General features: G+C 39.3%; 16 protein-coding genes and 1 riboswitch. Of the genes, 15 read left to right on the top strand and 1 reads right to left on the bottom strand.

Annotation, left to right across the window (positions count from 1 at the left end; translation table 11 throughout):
- Nucleotides 1-494 precede the first annotated feature (494 nt).
- The 7 genes from dnaA to LI074_RS12070 all read left to right on the top strand — a co-directional run bounded on the left by dnaA (nt 495) and on the right by LI074_RS12070 (nt 8,750).
- Nucleotides 495-1,850, top strand: coding sequence for a chromosomal replication initiator protein DnaA (dnaA, locus tag LI074_RS12100; RefSeq protein ID WP_008708003.1), 1,356 nt, complete (start codon nt 495-497; stop codon nt 1,848-1,850).
- Between the two features lie 278 nt (nt 1,851-2,128).
- Nucleotides 2,129-3,244, top strand: coding sequence for a DNA polymerase III subunit beta (gene dnaN, locus LI074_RS12095; protein WP_055053962.1), 1,116 nt, complete (start codon nt 2,129-2,131; stop codon nt 3,242-3,244).
- A gap of 13 nt (nt 3,245-3,257) precedes the next feature.
- On the top strand, nt 3,258-3,467 hold the full coding sequence (locus tag LI074_RS12090; RefSeq protein ID WP_008708001.1) for an RNA-binding S4 domain-containing protein: 210 nt from the start codon (nt 3,258-3,260) through the stop codon (nt 3,465-3,467).
- Nucleotides 3,468-3,471: 4 nt separating this feature from the next.
- Complete coding sequence (gene recF, locus LI074_RS12085; protein ID WP_008708000.1) at nt 3,472-4,557, top strand: DNA replication/repair protein RecF; 1,086 nt, start codon at nt 3,472-3,474, stop codon at nt 4,555-4,557.
- Between the two features lie 73 nt (nt 4,558-4,630).
- Nucleotides 4,631-6,985, top strand: coding sequence for a hypothetical protein (locus LI074_RS12080; RefSeq protein ID WP_243261891.1), 2,355 nt, complete (start codon nt 4,631-4,633; stop codon nt 6,983-6,985).
- Between the two features lie 47 nt (nt 6,986-7,032).
- Nucleotides 7,033-7,905, top strand: a complete 873-nt coding sequence (rsmA, locus tag LI074_RS12075; protein WP_008707998.1) for a 16S rRNA (adenine(1518)-N(6)/adenine(1519)-N(6))-dimethyltransferase RsmA — start codon at nt 7,033-7,035, stop codon at nt 7,903-7,905.
- 392 nt (nt 7,906-8,297) lie between these two features.
- Complete coding sequence (locus LI074_RS12070; protein WP_055053964.1) at nt 8,298-8,750, top strand: DUF1002 domain-containing protein; 453 nt, start codon at nt 8,298-8,300, stop codon at nt 8,748-8,750.
- Nucleotides 8,751-9,083: 333 nt separating this feature from the next.
- On the opposite strand, the gene LI074_RS12065 is transcribed toward LI074_RS12070, so the two are convergent.
- Complete coding sequence (locus tag LI074_RS12065) at nt 9,084-9,740, bottom strand: GTP pyrophosphokinase (protein ID WP_020993340.1); 657 nt, start codon at nt 9,738-9,740, stop codon at nt 9,084-9,086.
- 285 nt (nt 9,741-10,025) lie between these two features.
- Here LI074_RS12065 and LI074_RS12060 point away from each other — a divergent pair, with 285 nt between their 5' ends.
- From LI074_RS12060 to LI074_RS12025, 8 genes are all read left to right on the top strand, one after another.
- Nucleotides 10,026-10,934 (top strand): S1 RNA-binding domain-containing protein, encoded by a 909-nt coding sequence (locus LI074_RS12060; RefSeq protein WP_022380403.1) that lies wholly within the window; start codon nt 10,026-10,028, stop codon nt 10,932-10,934.
- Nucleotides 10,935-10,947: 13 nt separating this feature from the next.
- Nucleotides 10,948-12,618 (top strand): putative manganese-dependent inorganic diphosphatase, encoded by a 1,671-nt coding sequence (locus tag LI074_RS12055; protein ID WP_173698233.1) that lies wholly within the window; start codon nt 10,948-10,950, stop codon nt 12,616-12,618.
- 34 nt (nt 12,619-12,652) lie between these two features.
- Complete coding sequence (locus LI074_RS12050; RefSeq protein WP_008707992.1) at nt 12,653-13,243, top strand: flavin reductase family protein; 591 nt, start codon at nt 12,653-12,655, stop codon at nt 13,241-13,243.
- A gap of 51 nt (nt 13,244-13,294) precedes the next feature.
- Nucleotides 13,295-13,807 carry a shikimate kinase gene (locus LI074_RS12045; RefSeq protein ID WP_022380404.1) on the top strand — a complete coding sequence of 171 codons (513 nt, stop codon included), beginning with the start codon at nt 13,295-13,297 and terminating at the stop codon, nt 13,805-13,807.
- A gap of 216 nt (nt 13,808-14,023) precedes the next feature.
- Nucleotides 14,024-15,316 carry a UDP-N-acetylglucosamine 1-carboxyvinyltransferase gene (locus LI074_RS12040; RefSeq protein ID WP_008707990.1) on the top strand — a complete coding sequence of 431 codons (1,293 nt, stop codon included), beginning with the start codon at nt 14,024-14,026 and terminating at the stop codon, nt 15,314-15,316.
- A 98-nt stretch (nt 15,317-15,414) separates the two neighbouring features.
- Nucleotides 15,415-15,516, top strand: a riboswitch (SAM riboswitch).
- A gap of 163 nt (nt 15,517-15,679) precedes the next feature.
- Entirely contained in the window at nt 15,680-16,861 is a 1,182-nt protein-coding gene (gene metK, locus LI074_RS12035; protein WP_008707987.1) for a methionine adenosyltransferase, read from the top strand.
- A 237-nt stretch (nt 16,862-17,098) separates the two neighbouring features.
- The gene (locus LI074_RS12030) at nt 17,099-18,241 is read left to right on the top strand and encodes a sensor histidine kinase (RefSeq protein WP_020993339.1); all 1,143 of its coding nucleotides are present in this window, start codon (nt 17,099-17,101) and stop codon (nt 18,239-18,241) included.
- The gene (locus LI074_RS12025; RefSeq protein WP_020993338.1) at nt 18,238-18,927 is read left to right on the top strand and encodes a response regulator transcription factor; all 690 of its coding nucleotides are present in this window, start codon (nt 18,238-18,240) and stop codon (nt 18,925-18,927) included. Before LI074_RS12030 ends, LI074_RS12025 begins: the two co-directional genes overlap by 4 nt.
- Nucleotides 18,928-18,969: the final 42 nt, after the last annotated feature.

The raw sequence follows: 18,969 nt of genomic DNA, 5'->3' as shown, positions 1-18,969 counted from the left end.
ATAAAGGGTGGATTCGTCAAGTATTATTTACACAAAGATTTAAATGGTTTTTTATGCCATTGTGGATTACATAATTGGTTTACGTAATATTATCCACATTTTGTGGATAACTTGTGGATAACTTGTGGAATACCTATATATCTTTCCACTTTCTCCTGTCTATTTTACACATATCTTCAAAAAAATGCTTTTATTTCTACTTTTCTTACTGTGCATAAAATTATCCCCATTTTTTATCGTTTTTAAAAGAATAACGTCACATTATGGTAACCGGAATTGGCTTTTCCACTGTTATCCACACTAATCCACATAAAAAGTGGGGATAACTTTTTTCCACATTTCCCTCAAATATACATTGCGAAAACAGGCATTTTATTATAATATATATAAGGATATTTATGTCTTTTTTAAGAATACGGTCAGAGTTTGTGGAAAACTCAATATTATCAATACACACTTAATATAGAAGTAATACGAACCGGGAGAACCAGAAAATGAACAAAGTTGTGGAAAAATGGGACGAAATCCTGCAAATCGTCAAGACAGAACATGATCTGTCAGACGTTTCTTTTAATACCTGGCTAAAACCACTTACTGTTTACGAAGTAGTTGACAATGTTGTCACTATTATCGTGCCTTCAGAGCAGGTAGGTCTCAATTATATAAGTAAAAAATACAAACTTCCACTTCAGGTAACGATCAGTGAAGTTACCGGAATGGAAAACTGTGACATCAATTTCATATTGCCGGAAGATGTTCCGAAAAAAGAGGAAGTTTCTCCAAAAGCGCAGTCTCAGGACGCACGCTGCGAGGAAGCTCATTTGAATCCAAAATACACTTTTGATACCTTTGTAGTCGGAAGCAATAATAAATTTGCCCAGGCAGCAGCTCTTGCAGTTGCCGAATCTCCGGGTGATACCTACAATCCGCTCTTTATCTATGGCGGTGCAGGTCTGGGAAAAACTCATCTGATGCATTCTATTGCTCATTTCATTATTGATCATGATGAAAACAGCAAAGTACTTTACGTTACCAGTGAAGAGTTTACCAACGAACTGATCGAAACAATCCGTAATGGAAATAACTCGGCAATGACCAAGTTTCGTGAAAAATACAGAAACATTGATGTTCTTCTTGTCGACGATATTCAGTTTATTATAGGAAAGGAATCTACACAGGAAGAATTTTTCCATACCTTTAACAGCCTGCACAGTGCCAAAAAACAGATTATTATTTCGTCAGATAAACCTCCAAAAGATATGGAAATCCTGGAAGAACGTTTCCGTTCACGATTTGAATGGGGCCTGATCGCAGATATCACACTGCCGGATTACGAAACCCGAATGGCAATTCTTCATAAGAAGGAAGAAATGGATGGATATGATATTAACGAGGAAGTAATCAAATACATTGCAAACAATATTAAATCCAATATCCGCGAACTGGAAGGCGCGATCAACAAGGTGATGGCTTTTGCCAAACTTGAAAAAAAGGAAGTTACACTTGAACTTGCCGAACAGGCGTTAAAGGATATTATTTCCCCAGATGAAAAGAAAGTCATCACGCCGGATTATATTATTTCCATGGTTGCTGAACATTTTGATGTTACAGTGGATGACCTCTGTGGAAATAAGCGTAACTCCAAAATTGTAACCCCCCGCCAGATTGCCATGTATTTATGCAGAGAAATCATCTCAACTCCGCTGAAATCTATCGGAAAATGTCTTGGAAATCGTGATCATACTACCATTATGCACGGCATCGACAAAATTGAAAAAGAAATCAACAACGATGAAAACCTTAAAAACACCATCGAAACTTTAAAGAAAAAAATTAATCCACAGGGATGAGGATAACTGACTGTATAACATGTGTATAAGATGTTGATTGAATGTGCATAAGTGTGTATAACTTTTCGCCGCTTTTTGGGCGCTTCGGTTATACACAAGTTATACACATACTTTAAGCACACCTTTACACGAAGTTATCCATATCCGAACTCCTTGAAAAATCAACCTTCAATGGAGTTTTTCACATATTCACATCCCCTACGGCGGCGACGACGGATTCCTTTTATATATTTATCTATAAAAAACCACATCACCCAAGAAAGGAAGTTATACACATTATGAAAATCATTTGCCAGAAAATCAACTTGCTCAAAAGTGTAAACATCTCACTGAAAGCAGTTCCCTCTAAAACAACAATGCCAATTCTGGAATGTATTCTGATTGATGCTACTACAAACCAGATCAAATTTACTACTAATGATATGGAACTCGGTATAGAAACAATTGTTGATGGAACCATTGAAGAAAAAGGAATCATTGCGCTGGATGCAAAAATTTTCTATGAAATCATTCGTCGACTGCCAGACAATACGGTAACTATTAAAACAGATGAGAAACTTACTGCCACCATTACCTGTGAGAAAGCAAAATTCACGATACCTGGTAAATCCGGAGAAGATTTTGCATATCTCCCACTGATTGAGAAAGAAGAAAGTCTTACTATCTCTCAATTCACATTAAAAGAGATGATTAGACAGACTATTTTCTCAATTGCCTCCAATGAAACCAATAAGCTGATGACCGGTGAACTTTTTGAAATCAAAAATAACTACCTGAAAATAGTATCTCTCGATGGACATCGTATTGCGATCAGACGTATGGAACTGAAAAAAGATTATGCTGACCGCAAAGTGGTGGTACCTGGCAAAACACTTAATGAGATCAGTAAGATTTTATCCGGTGAAATTGATGATATTGTAAATATTTATTTCTCAAAAAATCATATTTTATTTGAGTTTGACCAGACTATTGTTGTTTCCAGATTAATCGATGGAGAATATTTCCGTATTGATCAGATGCTTTCCAGCGATTACGAAACCAAAATTAAAATTAATAAAAAAGAATTTCTGGACTGTATCGACAGAGCCACTCTGTTGGTAAGAGAGGGAGAAAAGAAACCGATCATTATTGAAATTACAGATAATTCTATGGAATTACGTATTGATTCTGCAATGGGTTCCATGAATGAAAATATTGATATTGATAAAGAGGGCAAAGATATCCTTATTGGCTTTAATCCAAGATTTCTGATCGATGCACTCAAAGTAATCGACGATGAAACAATCAGTATCTACCTCGTAAATCCAAAAGCACCATGTTTTATCAGGGATGACGAGGAAAATTACACATATTTGATTCTGCCTGTAAATATCAACCAGAATCAGGCAAGATAGGGAGTAAATGAAAATGGAAGAAATTAAGATCAGAGATGAATTTATAAAACTGGGGCAGTTACTGAAACTTGCAGATATGGTTCAGGACGGGGTTGAAGCGAAATATGTGATCACTGACGGACTGGTAAAAGTAAACGGAGAGGTAGATGACCGTCGTGGCCGAAAGGTTTATGAAGGTGACATCGTTTCTTATGATGGAAAAGAAATTAAAGTGATCAGGTGAATAAATGTATATTGAATCTGTTCAGTTAAAAAATTTCAGAAATTATGATTCTCTGGAACTCGATCTGGCACAGGGGACGAATATATTTTACGGCAATAACGCTCAGGGAAAGACCAATATCCTGGAGGCACTTTATCTTTGCGGAACTACAAAATCGCATAAAGGAAGCAGAGATAAGGATATGATTCAGTTTGGAAAGGATGAATCTCATATCAGGATGATGGTAAAAAGAGATGAGCTTTCCTACAGGATTGATATGCATCTTAAAAAGAATAAAGCAAAAGGCGTTGCGATCAATGGTCTTCCTATCCGGAAGGCCAGTGAGCTTTTCGGAGTAGTTAATCTGGTGTTTTTTTCTCCTGAGGATCTGAATATTATAAAAAATGGTCCGGGTGAGAGAAGGAGATTTCTTGATCTGGAACTGTGCCAGTTAGATAAAATATATCTTACAGATCTGGCTTCATATAACCATATTGTAAATCAGAGAAATAAATTGCTGAAGGATCTCAGTGTTCAGCCTTCACTTAAAGATACACTGGATATCTGGGATATACAGATGGCTGAATATGGGCGGAAGATTATTGACAAGCGCAGTGAATTTATTAAAGAACTAAATGAAACGGTTCGAAAAATACATGGTAATCTTACAGGGGGATTGGAAGAACTGAACGTTATTTATGAACCGGACTGTACAGCAGAGAAACTGGAAAGTACCATTTGTGCCAACAGAGAAAGAGATATGAGGATGAGACTGACATCCGCAGGCCCACACAGAGATGACCTGTGTGTAATGGCAAATGGGATTGATATCAGGAAATACGGTTCTCAGGGACAGCAGAGGACAGCGGCGCTTTCACTTAAATTATCAGAAATATATATAGTAAAGAGAAAAATAAAAGACACACCGGTTCTGCTTTTGGATGATGTTCTGTCCGAGCTGGACAGCAGCAGGCAGAATTATCTTCTGGACAGTATCAGTGATATCCAGACATTGATAACATGTACAGGGCTGGATGATTTTATCAGTCATCAGTTTCAGATAAATAAGGTATTTCAGGTAGTTCAGGGAACAGTATCACAGCCTGTGTAAGAAGAAACAATCTTTTGACAAGGGTACGGGCTTATGATACACTGAGCGTAATTATGGAAAGTTGGTGAATGCATTGGATAAAGAAGAATTTCGGATAAAACTTGAAGAGATTAATAAGCTGGTTCAGGACAAAGATTATAAAGGTGCCATGAACATTGTAGACAGCATAGACTGGAGACGCGTCAAAAATGTCCGCACCTTATGTGTTGTCGGTGAAATATATGCAGCAAACGGAAGATATGAGGACAGTAAGGAGATTTTCCTTCTTGCATATCATAAGGCATCTATTGGAAAAAATATTCTTTACCGTCTGATTGAGATCTCTCTGCGAATGGATGATATCAATGAAGCAGAAGAATTTTTTGAAGAGTATAAGCAGGTGGCTTCGAATGACAGTACACAATATATTCTGCAGTACAAGATTGCAAGGGCAAAAAATTCTTCATTAAATGAGCAGATCAGAATCCTGGAAGAGTATAAAGAACAGGAATTTACAGAGAAATGGTCATATGAACTGGCAGCCCTGTATTACAAAGCAGGAGAAAAACAGAAATGTCTGGATTTATGCAATGAAATCATTCTCTGGTTCAGTGAAGGCAAATATGTTATGAAAGCCTATGATCTTAAAATGAGAATGGGTGAGCTGACAGGTGCTGAGAAAGCAAAATTTGAGAAACAGTTTGTTCCGAAACTTCTTACACCAGAGCAGGCGAAAGAACTGGAGAAGAAAAAAACGGAAACAGAAGTAAAAGCGCAGGAAGAGCCTGAAGCTGAAGAAGTGGAAGAAACGACAGAAAACAATGAGCCGGAAGTTCAGGTCAGCATGGAAGGCATTCAGGAAAAGATTTCAAAGGGGATCAGGGATGTCTTTGGAGGTAAGACTCAGGAAGAGAAAGAAGAGTTTCCGGAAGAATCCATGGATATGGTTAACGAGGCCGGTATCACCAGGGAAGATGAGATTCCGGAAGAAATCATAAAGAGTGATGCGTCACAGAAAGAACCTGAAAATGTTCCGGAATTGGAGGCAGAACCTGAAAAACCGGGGGCAGAACCCATGGCTGCAATTAAGATGCCTGAATTAAATATTCCGGAATCCATGAAAAATATGGAACTGAGCAAACCGCCGAAAGTTGAGGAAGTTGCTGAGACGAAACTGAATATGGATTCTTTTGATCTGGAAGGGAAAGAGTTGAATCTGGAGGATACGATCCTTGCTGCTGCCAGTGCGCAGGGAATTGAGATTCCGAAGGAAGAAGAGTCAAAAACAGAAGAAGTACAGGAAGAAAGTTCAGAAACTGATGTTGATGATAAAGAAATAAAAGCCCATGATATTTCAGAGGAACTGGAAGAACCGGATTTCCTCAGCGGAGATATAAAAGATATAAAGGTTGCTGATCCAAAGCCGGATGAAGAACCGAAAAAGGAAATACCGGTGCAGCCGGAAATAGAAGAAGCTGAAGAAGAAGATGAGGTTACAGAAGAAGATCTCAGAAGAGCTGAAGAGGAATTTCTCCATGGACCGATTGGGAATACAGATCTGAATCCGGAAGATGATACAGAGGGAACGGAAGAAGCCCAACCCCTGACAGAAGAAGAGGAGCTGGAACGTTTTATAGAATCTATCCAGCCGGAAAATGGAGCAGATCCAAGGGATATCGTACCAAGAGAAAAAGAACTTACAGATAATGAGAAGCAGTTATTTACATATTTTGTAAAGGTTCCGGGTATGAAAGAGCAGCTTGTGGATACTTTATATGATGTACAGATGGCTGCAGCAGACAAGACTTCTAAAACTGGAAATATTATTGTGATGGGCGGTAAGGAATGCGGAAAGACCAGACTGATCTCAGGCCTGATTCCGGCAATCTGTAAAGAACTGAATCTGGAAGCGTCAAAAGTAGCATATGTTTTTGCAGATCAGATCAACGGAAAAAATATTTATAAGATTTTTTCAAAGCTGGCAGGTGGCTTTCTTGTGATCGAAAATGCAAATCAGCTGACACCGGAAACAGTAGAGATGCTTGACAAAGCCATGGAAGTTAATACAGACGGACTTACAGTAATCGTGGAAGATGAGAAGATTGGTATGCGAAAACTGATTGCCAGATATCCGAAATTCGCAAAGAAGTTTACTTCAATGATCAATATTCCTGTGTTTACCAATGATGAACTTGTCAATTTTGCAAGGGTTTATACAAAAGAGAATGGTTATGCTATTGATCAGATGGGAATGCTTGCGCTGTATAATCTGATTGGAATTAACCAGAAAGAGGATTCTCCTATGAATGTTGGCGCAGTAAAAGAACTGATAGATGCTGCGATTGCAAAATCACAGGGAGGAATCCGTAAATTTAAACGAAATGTATCTAAGAAACGTATAGACAGAGATGGATATATTGTTCTGTACGAGAAAGATTTTACTAAATAATGCGTATTTGTACAGTTACAGGTAATAAAGAAAAAGGAGTAAAGATTATGCCCAGACCGTATCTAGGAGATCCAAAGTATACCATAGAAGTGCTTCAGAAGTATAATTTTGCATTCCAGAAAAGGTTTGGTCAGAACTTTCTGATCGATACTCATGTTCTGGATAAGATTATAGATTCTGCACAGATCACAAAGGATGATTTTGTATTGGAGATTGGACCGGGAATCGGAACCATGACACAGTATCTGGCTGAAGCAGCAAGGGAAGTGGCAGCAGTTGAGATTGATAAAACACTGCTTCCTATTCTGGACGACACTCTGAAAGATTGGGATAATGTGACAGTCATCAACAACGACATCCTCAAAGTAGACATCCGCCAGCTTGCACTGGAAAAAAATCAGGGGCGTCCGATCAAGGTTGTTGCCAATCTGCCATATTACATTACTACCCCGATCATCATGGGATTGTTTGAGAATCAGGTTCCTGTTGATTCTATTACTATTATGGTACAGAAAGAAGTTGCGGACAGAATGCAGGTAGGACCCGGAACAAAAGATTACGGGGCGCTTTCACTGGCTGTGCAATATTATGCGAAACCAAAGATCGTGGCAAATGTACCGCCCAACTGTTTTATGCCAAGACCTAAAGTGGGAAGTGCGGTGATCAGACTGGAACGATATGAAAAACCGCCGGTTGAGGTAAAGAATGAGAAGCTGATGTTTCGTATTATCAGAGCATCTTTTAACCAGAGAAGGAAGACACTGGTGAATGGTCTGAAGAATTCACAGGAGATACCATTTTCTAAAGAACAGATTGAGCAGGCGTTGGGGATGTGTGGACTTTCCCTGAGTGTCAGAGGAGAAGCACTGACACTGGCACAGTTTGCACAGCTGGCAAATGCATTTACAGAAATTTCATAAAAAGATAAATATAAAAAGCATCCGGTGGCTAAGCGGATGCTTTTTATATTACGTTCAAATTTATTTTTTAAAAGGAAGGAGAGTTAATTGCCTCTTCCGGCAATCAACATATGAAAAAGAAATTTTATAAAAATAACGTTGGCTTTATTATTTTTATAGCTTTAGTATATCCTGCAATTATGAGAAAATCGTGTTTAAGATGTGAAAAAAATTTGAACAAATGTCGAAGGAATTATGAAGACAGAAATTGGGATATTTATTTTACAGAAGGCATAAGATTTCTGATATAATGAGCCGGTAAATGAAAATGCCTGTTCATTGTCTGTAATCTGCTGACAGTGAAAAGACAGAGACTTATTATTGACTGGCAAAAGTATGGAGGTAATTAAATCATGAGAATAAAAAAAGCAGGAATACTTATTATTGCGGCAGCAATTACATGTACGACACCGGCAGTACCGGTGATGGCAGCAGATACTTCGGAATCTGTACAGGAGATTATTTCTGATAATGAGATTGATTCTCTTGTATCAGATCCGGACAAAGTAGTTGATATCATTATGTATGTGAAAAATGAGGCAGCAAAACAGGATATTTCAGATGATCAGATCAGATCGCTGATCCAGACTGCGGAGAGTACTGCAGGAGTTAGCCTTTCGGAGGAAGAAGAGAACAGAATCATAAAGATCGTTAAACAGATCAAGGATTCTGATATTGATGAGGAACAGCTCAGGAGTGCTGTGACGAAGGCATATGATAAACTGGAAGAAATGGGGATTGGTAAAGAAGAGGTAAAAGGAATCCTGCATAAACTGGCTGATTTTGCAAAGAGTCTTTTTGAGTAAAATCTGCTCATTCTCAAATCGTAACTGTGAAAAGACGAAATAGTTATGGAAGATTATGGGAGATATACAAGATAGACAAGCATAAAATAAAACAAGAACTATAAATATGTGGTAATTCTATAAAAAAATATTAAAAAATATAAAATAATTGTGCAAATAAACGAAAAGTTAACTGCGAGTTCATAATTTGTTCATAAATGATTGCTACTATATAGATAGTTCGAAAGAACCTACGAAAGACGTTGTAATGTGTTATCATTACACATAAATTTTTTTCATAATAATAGCCCCGGTAAACCACTGCCGGGGCACTCCTCGTTTTACGGGGATTTTTTATTTTTTATCTGATAATTTTCCATATTTCTGGATTTCATTATTGAGTTCTTCCATGCGGGTATCCAGTTCTGCTACATATCGCGCACATTCTCTTAATTCTTTTGTGATATAGTCAGGTCCGTCTCCCTCAAATTTGTAATGCATCTTATGCTCCAGAGTCGCCCAGAAATCCTGTGCAACTGTGCGGATCTGAATCTCTACTTTGGTATCAATGATACTGTCGGAGAGAAAGACCGGTGTGGTAACCAGCATATGATAACTGCGGTAACCGCTCTTTTTAGGATTTTTCATATAATCACGTCTTGCAAGGATCGTCAGGTCATTTTGTTTGGAAATCATATCTGCGATCAGATAGATATCAGATGTAAAGGAACAGCTGATACGGATTCCTGCGATGTCATTTACATAGCGTACCATGTTCTCGATACTGGATTCATATCCATGTCGTTTCAGTTTTTTTACAATGCTTTCCGGAGTTTTGATTCTGGATTTTACATGTTCGATTGGATTGTATTTATGTCTGTGCTGAAATTCACCGTTTAGAATATCAATCTTTGTTTCTACCTGTTTAAGGGCAGACTGATAGACAAAAATAACTGTCTCCCAGTCATTCAGTTCTTTAAAATCCCTCAAGGGGACAGAATCATAATTCATGTATAATAATATCCTTTCCTGATACAGGCAGTTCCCCGTTGATTTTTGTAATCTCACAGGGGACTTGTTTATAGATTTGCTATAGTTGGTTGATGATATTATTGTAACATATAAATATCCGTTTGTGTGAACTATCTGTATGAAAATTCAGATTTCCATTATTAAAGTGATTGTGTTATAATGTTTGAAAATAGCTGACATAATATACTCTATTTGTAACTGTTCAGTATCCTGTAACAGATGGAGAAGAGTTACATTTATTCCAGGTAAAGGAGAAAACAGATAATGGCTGAATCAATGAAAGATTACGAAACAGAACTGGAAGCCTCTTTTAAGAAAATTGAAGAAGGGGATATTCTTACAGGAACTGTCATCAGTGTAGATGAAAAAGAAGTTGTGGTAGATTTGAAGTATTATGCGGAAGGCATTATTCCGGCAGAGGATTACAGCAGAGAACCGGGATTTTCTTTAAAGGAACAGGTGAATGTGGGAGATGAAGTTTCTGCGACTGTTGTGAGTAAAGACGATGGAAATGGAAATATTCTGTTGTCCAGAACAGAAGCAGCAGATGTGCTTGCATGGGATAAGCTGAAAGAATTAAAGGATTCAAAAGAAGTAATTGATGTGGTGGTAAAAGGCATTGTAAATGGCGGCGTGATCGCCTATGTAGAAGGTGTACGTGGATTTATTCCCGCCTCAAAGCTTGCCCTGAATTATGTGGAGGATACAAACGAATATCTGAACAAACCAATCCAGGTTCAGGTTTTCGATATTGATAAAGAAAAAGGAAGATTAATTCTCTCTGCAAAGGAAATATTAAGAGAAAAAGCAGAAGAGGAGAGAAAAACAAAAATCTCCAATGTGCAGGTCGGACTTGTAACAGAAGGTGTTGTTGAGAGCTTACAGCCATATGGTGCATTCGTAGATCTGGGAAATGGTCTGTCAGGTCTGGTTCATATTTCACAGATCTGTGAGAAGAGAATTAAGAAACCATCAGAAGTTCTGACAGTTGGAGATAAAGTAAAGGTAAAAGTAACTGCTGTCAAAGATGGAAAATTAAGTCTGAGCATCAAAGAGGCAACAGATATGATGGCTAAGGAAATTGAGGAGGAAGTGATCGAGCTTCCAGATTCAAAGGAAGAGGCTTCCACATCTCTTGGCGCACTTTTTGCAAACATTAAATTAGATAATTGAGGTTAGAATCTGTATGAGAAATCAGGAAAAAATATTTGTAATAGGTCACAAGAATCCGGATACGGATTCCATCTGTTCAGCAATTGCCTATGCGGACATCAAAAACAGGACTTCTCAGAAGGTGAAATACATTCCAAAGCGTGCAGGACAGATCAATGAAGAGACAGAATATGTGTTAAATCGTTTCGGCATGCAGCCGCCGGGATATCTGTCTAACATTGGAACACAGATAAAAGATATGGATATCCGTATGAGTCCGGAAGCTGATAAGAGTATGTCCCTGAAAAATGCATGGGATCTGATGATGGAGAAAAGTATCGTATCTCTTCCGATCAGAGACAGAGAAGGACAGCTGGAAGGTCTGATCACAATCGGTGATATTGCTAAGACTTATATGGATACAACGGACAGTTATCTGCTGTCAAGAGCGAAGACACAGTACAGAAGAATTGCCGAGACAATTGCAGGTACCGTAGTAGAGGGAAATGAGCATGGATATTTTACAAAAGGAAAAGTTCTGGTGGGAACTGCAAATCCGGAAATGCTCAAAGCCTATATTGAACCGGATGACCTGATAATCATGGGAGACAGAGAAGAGGATCATCTTCAGGCGATTGCGCAGAATGTTAGCTGTATTATCGTTGGTATGGGAATTGAAGTCAGCGAAAAGGTGATAAAGCTTGCTCATGAGAGAGAAATTGTAATTATTATGTCTCCGTATGATACATTTACGATCGCAAGACTGATCAACCAGAGTATTCCTGTACGGTATATTATGAAAACAGATAATCTGGTTACTTTTAATACAGAGGATTTTACGGATGATATTCAGAATGAGATGATCAAACACCGTCATCGTGCGTTCCCTGTAATTAACAAAAAGGGAAAATGTATCGGAACAATTTCCCGAAGAAATTTCCTGGATATGCACAGGAAAAAAGTAGCACTTGTGGACCATAATGAGAAAGATCAGGCAGTTGACAATATCGATAAAGCTGAAATCGTGGAGATTATTGACCATCATAAACTGGGTTCTCTGGAAACTATGGTACCGATTTCTTTCAGAAATCAGCCGGTCGGATGTACAGCAACGATTCTGTATGAAATGTATGGGGAGCAGAAACTTGAGATTTCACCGAGTATTGCGGGGCTTCTCTGTGCTGCGATTATTTCAGATACACTGATGTTCCGTTCACCTACCTGCACATTATCTGACAAGATGGCTGCAGGTGCGCTGGCACTTATTGCAGGAATCAATATTGAGCAGTTTGCAAAAGAGATGTTTAAAGCAGGAAGTAACCTGAAAGACAAATCACCGGAAGAAATTTTCTATCAGGATTATAAGAAATTTATTGCTGAGGATGAGATCAACTTTGGTGTTGGACAGATCAGTTCCATGGACAGCGATGAGCTGGCAGAAATCAAAGAGCGTCTGGTTCCGTTTATGGTCAGCGAGTGTGGCCGTCATGGTGTTACCCGCGTATTCTTTATGCTTACCAATATTATTGAGGAATCTACAGAGCTTCTCTATTATGGTGAGGGAAGTGAGGAAATGGCACGTATTGCTTTCAATATGGAGCCAAAGGATGGTGTATTTGATCTGAAAGGCGTTGTTTCACGTAAGAAACAGCTGATTCCGGCACTTATGGAAGCTGCACAGGCCGGACAGAACGATTACAACTGATGGCAGCAGACAGAATAGCTGAGGATAATAAGAAATGGAAAAAGAAACCTGGAAAGCAGGAAATATGCTTTATCCACTTCCGGCAGTTATGGTAAGTGTTTCTGACGGAGAGGGGAATGACAATATTATTACAGTTGCATGGGCAGGAACTGTCTGCACGAATCCGCCGATGGTGTCTATTTCTGTGCGACCATCCCGTTTTTCCTATGATATGCTCAGAAAGACGGGAGAATTTGTAATAAATCTGACAACAGAGAAACTGGCATATGCAACGGATTACTGTGGAGTCCGTTCCGGCAGGGATGTTGATAAATTTAAAGAAATGAAGCTTACCAAAGAGAAGGCGGATTTTGTGAAAGTTCCCATGATCGCAGAATCTCCGGTGAGTATTGAATGCAAAGTAAGGCAGGTTCTGGAATTGGGTTCCCACCATATGTTTCTGGCGGATGTGCTTGCAGTTCATGCTGATCCGCAGTATATGGACGAGAAGAAGAAATTTCATCTGAATGATGCGAAACCTCTGGTGTATTCTCATGGTGAATATCTGGGAATTGGTAAAAAACTGGGAACATTTGGATACAGCGTTAAAAAAAAGAAGAAAAAATCCGGAAAAAAGAAACAGTAATCCGCAATTTGCAGACGCAGACAATGTATGATAAAATGAAAGGACATAAACATGAATAATGTGACATTAATAGGAATGCCCGGTTCAGGGAAAAGTACAATAGGAGTTATTCTTGCAAAAGCATTGAGATATGAATTTCTGGATTCGGATCTTCTGATACAGAAACAGGAGAAAAGAAAGCTTTCAGAGATCATAGAGCAGGACGGACCGGAAAAATTTAAGGAAATTGAAAATCAGGTTAATGCAGACATTCATGTGACAGATACGGTCATTGCACCCGGCGGAAGTGTTATTTACTGTGATGAGGCAATGGAACATCTGAAGTCCATAGGTAAGGTTATATATCTTAAATTATCACTGGAATCTTTATCCAAAAGACTGGGAAATCTGAAAGGCCGCGGAGTTCTGTTAAAGGACGGTCAGAGCCTGAAAGATCTGTATGAGGAACGTGTACCTCTGTACGAGAAATATGCAGATATTACCATTGATGAAGAGGGGAAAGATTTGGATGAAAGTCTTCGGGCAATTCTGGAGATAATACATATCAAAGAGCAGGGAAAGTGATTATTACAGCTCGGGAAAAGGACAGTGGTAAATAATTTTTGTTTACAAATGATAAATATATGATATAATATACAACTGACTTTAAAATAGGATGATCGTTTAGTATAAACATATATGCATTTGAAACAGAAGTTACATGTTCGCAGAAAACGAAAAACAGAGTGAACAGTGACCATTAATTCTGCTCATGGAGTGAAAATAAATAAGAGGTGTGATATGGAACAGTATGTTATAAAAGGAGGCAACCCTTTAGTCGGTGAAGTTGAGATTGCCGGTGCCAAGAATGCGGCACTTGCTATTCTTGCAGCAGCCATAATGACTGATGAGACGATTCTGATAGAGAATTTGCCGGATGTAAGGGATATCAATGTATTGCTTGAAGCGATCGCTGGTATTGGAGCACAGGTAGACCGTATTGATAAATCTACTGTGAAGATTAACGGATCTACAATTGGAGATGTAAGTGTTGATTATGAATATATCAAGAAGATCAGAGCTTCCTACTATCTGCTGGGAGCACTTCTTGGTAAGTATAAACATGCAGAGGTACCGCTTCCAGGTGGATGCAACATCGGAAGCCGTCCGATCGACCAGCATCTGAAGGGATTCAGAGCGCTTGGTGCAGATGTAGATATCATGCATGGAGCAATTGTTGCGAAAGCAGATGAACTTCATGGAAGCCATATTTTCCTTGACGTTGTTTCTGTAGGTGCAACGATCAATATTATGATGGCAGCCTCATTGGCTCCGGGACGTACTATTTTGGAAAATGCCGCAAGAGAACCGCATGTAGTTGACGTTGCCAACTTCCTGAACAGTATGGGGGCAAATATTAAAGGTGCAGGTACAGATGTGATCCGTATTAAAGGTGTGGAGAAGCTCCACCGTACAGAGTATTCTATTATTCCGGATCAGATCGAGGCAGGTACATTTATGTTTGCTGCGGCAGCAACAGGCGGAGATGTAACAGTTAAGAATGTAATTCCGAAGCATCTGGAAGCAACTACGGCTAAACTTGAAGAAATTGGATGTGAGGTTGAGGAATTTGATGATGCAGTTCGTGTACGTGCACCAAAGAGACTTCACCGTACTCATGTAAAGACTCTTCCATATCCCGGATATCCTACAGATATGCAGCCACAGATTGCTGTAACTCTGGCACTTGCAGAGGGAACCAGTATTGTAACAGAGAGTATTTTTGAGAACAGATTCAAGTATGCGGACGAACTTTCACGTATGGGAGCAAACATCAAAGTTGAGGGAAATTCAGCAATTATTGATGGTGTGAAGAAGCTTACAGGTGCGAGAGTAAGTGCACCGGATCTGCGTGCAGGTGCAGCCCTGGTGATCGCAGGTCTTGCAGCAGATGGAATCACAGTTGTTGATGATATCGTATATATCCAGAGAGGATACGAGAATTTTGAAGATAAGCTGAGATCTCTCGGTGCTGAGATTGAGAGAGTATCCAATGAGAAAGAAATCCAGAAATTCCGTCTCAGGGTGGGATGATAAAAAATACCAAAAAATTACTTGACATTTGTAAGAGTTAAGTATATTGTATGGTATGCAGCAATCTTAATTAATGCAAGTTAATAATTAGTAATAGCCTTTTATTCAGAGTGGTGGAGATACAAAGGATCTGCGAAGCCACGGCAACCCCTGTTTGTGTAGGAAGGTGCCAACCTGAGCGAGTGATCGAACAATAAGAGGATTGTTGAGATAATCAGACAGTCCGATTACTTCGGGCTGTTTCTTTTTGTTAACGGAAAAGTATCAGCGGAGAGAAATAATCTGTTGATACAGTACATAAATGGCTGCGGGTTATTCTGCGGTCGGGAAACAATTGTAAATGAATAAAAAAAGGAGAACACAATGGAGAAAATTTTATTTACTTCTGAATCTGTAACTGAAGGCCATCCGGATAAAATGTGTGATGCTATTTCCGATGCTATTCTTGACGCTCTTATGGAAAAAGATCCTATGAGTCGTGTTGCATGTGAAACTGCTACAACTACAGGTCTTGTACTTGTTATGGGTGAGATTACAACAAATGCATATGTTGATATCCAGAAAATCGTAAGAGATACTATCCGTGAAATCGGATATACACGTGGAAAATATGGATTTGATGCTGATACATGTGCAGTTATCACAGCAATCGATGAACAGTCTGCTGATATCGCTCTTGGCGTAGATAAAGCTCTTGAAGCAAAAATGGGTGAAGATGAAATTGATGCCATCGGAGCAGGTGACCAGGGTATCCAGTTTGGTTATGCTTCCAATGAGACAGAAGAGTATATGCCATATGCCATCAACATGGCACACAAACTTGCACGTCAGTTAACGAAGATCCGTAAAGACGGTACATTAAAATATTTAAGACCGGATGGAAAAACACAGGTTACTGTAGAATATGATGAAGCCGGAAAACCAAGCCGTATCGATGCAGTAGTATGCTCTACACAGCATGATCCGGATGTAACTCAGGAGCAGATCCATGAGGACATTAAGAAATATGTTTTCGATGAGATCATTCCGGCAGATATGGTAGATGAGAACACAAAATATTTCATCAACCCAACAGGACGTTTCGTGATCGGCGGACCTCATGGTGACAGCGGACTTACCGGACGTAAGATCATCGTTGATACTTACGGTGGAACCGGACGTCATGGCGGCGGTGCTTTCTCCGGTAAAGACTGTACAAAGGTAGACCGTTCCGCAGCGTATGCTGCACGTTATGTTGCAAAAAATATTGTTGCAGCAGGTCTTGCAGATAAATGTGAGATTCAGCTTTCCTATGCGATCGGTGTTGCTCATCCGACATCTATCCACGTAGAAACATTCGGAACCGGTAAACTTTCTGATACAAAGCTGGTTGAGATCATTCGTGAGAACTTTGACCTTCGCCCGGCGGGAATTATCAAGATGCTTGATCTGAGAAGACCGATTTACAGACAGACAGCTGCTTATGGACATTTCGGACGTACGGATGTAGACCTTCCATGGGAGCATCTGGATAAAGTTGATGACCTTAAAAAATACCTTGCTTAAATAAGAAAATCGTAACTGTTCAGTACTTGCACAGACAGTGGAATGCTGAATAATTACAGAATATCACAAAAATTGCAGTGCAATGGGATAAAACAGGAATTATCTGAAAGAACAGGACAGATGATTCCTGTTCTTTTTATAGAAAATTTAGATATGTAAAACAGACTTTATGATATAATGCTTGCAGAGGGCAAAATTATAGAAACCTTATAAATCAACAGATAAAGGATGATCGGGATGAAGTTAAAAACAAGGATTATAGTTGGATTCGGTATGAGTATTCTGGTTCCTCTGCTTTTATTTTCGGCAACTTTGTACGGATTAGGTCATACAAAGTTTGCACAGCAGACAAAGGATTCCTCGGAAGTGGTGTATGATATTTCAGTAGGGGAATCCACCCACAGCCAGACACAGGTAAGGATTATTGCAAAAGATCTGCTGTTTACTGCGACGGTAATATTAGTATTCACAGCTTTATCTATTGGATTATGGATTTACAGAAGTATTGCCACACCGCTGGTTAAATTAAAGAAAGCCACTCAGAATATCAAAGAGGGAAATCTTGATTTTGTTCTGGAAGTAGATGGTGACGATGAGTTTTCGGAACTTTGCCGGGATTTTGAGGAGATGAGAAAGCGGCTGAAGGAATCAGCAGAAGAGAAAGTTCTTATGGATAAAGAAAATAAAGAACTTATCAGCAATATTTCTCATGATCTTAAGACGCCGATCACAGCGGTAAAGGGATATGTAGAGGGGATTATGGACGGCGTAGCGGATACGCCGGAGAAAATAGACCGTTATGTGAAGACTATTTATAATAAGACGAATGAGATGGATCATCTGATCAATGAGCTGACTTTTTATTCAAAGATTGATACCAACAGAATTCCATATACTTTCAGTAAACTGAATGTAGAAGATTATTTCAGTGATTGCGCAGAAGAAGTAGGACTGGAACTGGAAACGAGAGGAATTGAACTGGTATATGCCAATTATGTTGAGGATAATGTGCAGGTGATCGCAGATGGAGAACAGATTCGGCGTGTTATTCATAACATTATCAGCAATGCTATCAAATATATGGATAAACCCAAAGGTATCATCCAGATTCGCATAAAGGATGTGGGAGATTTTATTCAGGTTGAAATTGAAGATAATGGAAAGGGAATTGCAGCAAAGGATCTGCCGTCTATTTTTGATCGTTTTTACAGAACAGACGTGTCGAGAAATTCATCCAAGGGAGGAAGCGGAATCGGTCTTTCCATTGTGAAAAAGATCCTGGAGGATCATGGAGGAAAGGTCTGGGCAACCAGCAGGCTTGGAATCGGCACAATCATGTATTTTGTACTTAGAAAGTATCAGGAGGTACCAATGAAATGAGCAGAATTTTAATTATAGAAGATGAAGAGGCAATTGCAGATCTGGAGAAGGATTATCTGGAGCTTTCCGGATTTGAAGTTGAAATCTGCAACAGAGGAGACACCGGACTGACGCGTGCGCTGAATGAGGAGTTTGACCTGATTATTCTGGATCTGATGCTTCCGGAAGTGGATGGCTTTGATATCTGCAGGCAGGTAAGACAGGAAAAAAATACTCCTATCATCATGGTATCTGCAAAGAAAGATGACATAGATAAAATCAGAGGTCTGGGACTGGGGGCAGATGATTACATGACAAAACCATTCAGTCCAAGTGAACTGGTAGCCAGAGTCAAGGCACATATGGACAGATATAATCGTCTGATCGGTTCCAATGTACGCAAAAATGATATTGTGGAGATCCGCGGGATCAAGATTGATAAGACTGCACGCCGCGTATGGGTAAACGGAGAGGAGAAAACATTTACTTCCAAGGAATATGATCTGCTTACCTTCCTTGCAGAGAATCCGAACAGAGTGTTTACCAAGGAAGAGTTGTTCCGGGAAATCTGGGATATGGAATCTGTGGGAGATATTGCAACAGTCACTGTCCATATCAAGAAGATCCGGGAGAAAATTGAATTTAATACTGCAAAACCTCAGTATATTGAAACAATCTGGGGCGTAGGATACAGATTTAAAGTTTAACTGAATCAGGGAAGTTCCATATTTCAGGCACGAAAAGGCAAT

This window comes from Blautia sp. MSK18_10, assembly GCF_020553185.1.
In the GTDB taxonomy this organism is placed as follows: Bacteria; Bacillota; Clostridia; order Lachnospirales; family Lachnospiraceae; genus Blautia_A; species Blautia_A wexlerae.
This window is presented reverse-complemented; position numbering and strand designations above follow the sequence as displayed.

What these genes read in the sequence shown, in the direction of transcription:
- dnaA (WP_008708003.1), top strand. Translation starts at nt 495, where the DNA reads ATGAACAAAGTTGTGGAAAAATGGGACGAAATCCTGCAAATCGTCAAG.
- dnaN (WP_055053962.1), top strand. Translation starts at nt 2,129, where the DNA reads ATGAAAATCATTTGCCAGAAAATCAACTTGCTCAAAAGTGTAAACATC.
- LI074_RS12090 (WP_008708001.1), top strand. Translation starts at nt 3,258, where the DNA reads ATGGAAGAAATTAAGATCAGAGATGAATTTATAAAACTGGGGCAGTTA.
- recF (WP_008708000.1), top strand. Translation starts at nt 3,472, where the DNA reads ATGTATATTGAATCTGTTCAGTTAAAAAATTTCAGAAATTATGATTCT.
- rsmA (WP_008707998.1), top strand. Translation starts at nt 7,033, where the DNA reads ATGCCCAGACCGTATCTAGGAGATCCAAAGTATACCATAGAAGTGCTT.
- LI074_RS12070 (WP_055053964.1), top strand. Translation starts at nt 8,298, where the DNA reads ATGAGAATAAAAAAAGCAGGAATACTTATTATTGCGGCAGCAATTACA.
- LI074_RS12065 (WP_020993340.1), bottom strand. Translation starts at nt 9,740, where the DNA reads ATGAATTATGATTCTGTCCCCTTGAGGGATTTTAAAGAACTGAATGAC.
- LI074_RS12060 (WP_022380403.1), top strand. Translation starts at nt 10,026, where the DNA reads ATGGCTGAATCAATGAAAGATTACGAAACAGAACTGGAAGCCTCTTTT.
- LI074_RS12055 (WP_173698233.1), top strand. Translation starts at nt 10,948, where the DNA reads ATGAGAAATCAGGAAAAAATATTTGTAATAGGTCACAAGAATCCGGAT.
- LI074_RS12050 (WP_008707992.1), top strand. Translation starts at nt 12,653, where the DNA reads ATGGAAAAAGAAACCTGGAAAGCAGGAAATATGCTTTATCCACTTCCG.
- LI074_RS12045 (WP_022380404.1), top strand. Translation starts at nt 13,295, where the DNA reads ATGAATAATGTGACATTAATAGGAATGCCCGGTTCAGGGAAAAGTACA.
- LI074_RS12040 (WP_008707990.1), top strand. Translation starts at nt 14,024, where the DNA reads ATGGAACAGTATGTTATAAAAGGAGGCAACCCTTTAGTCGGTGAAGTT.
- metK (WP_008707987.1), top strand. Translation starts at nt 15,680, where the DNA reads ATGGAGAAAATTTTATTTACTTCTGAATCTGTAACTGAAGGCCATCCG.
- LI074_RS12030 (WP_020993339.1), top strand. Translation starts at nt 17,099, where the DNA reads ATGAAGTTAAAAACAAGGATTATAGTTGGATTCGGTATGAGTATTCTG.
- LI074_RS12025 (WP_020993338.1), top strand. Translation starts at nt 18,238, where the DNA reads ATGAGCAGAATTTTAATTATAGAAGATGAAGAGGCAATTGCAGATCTG.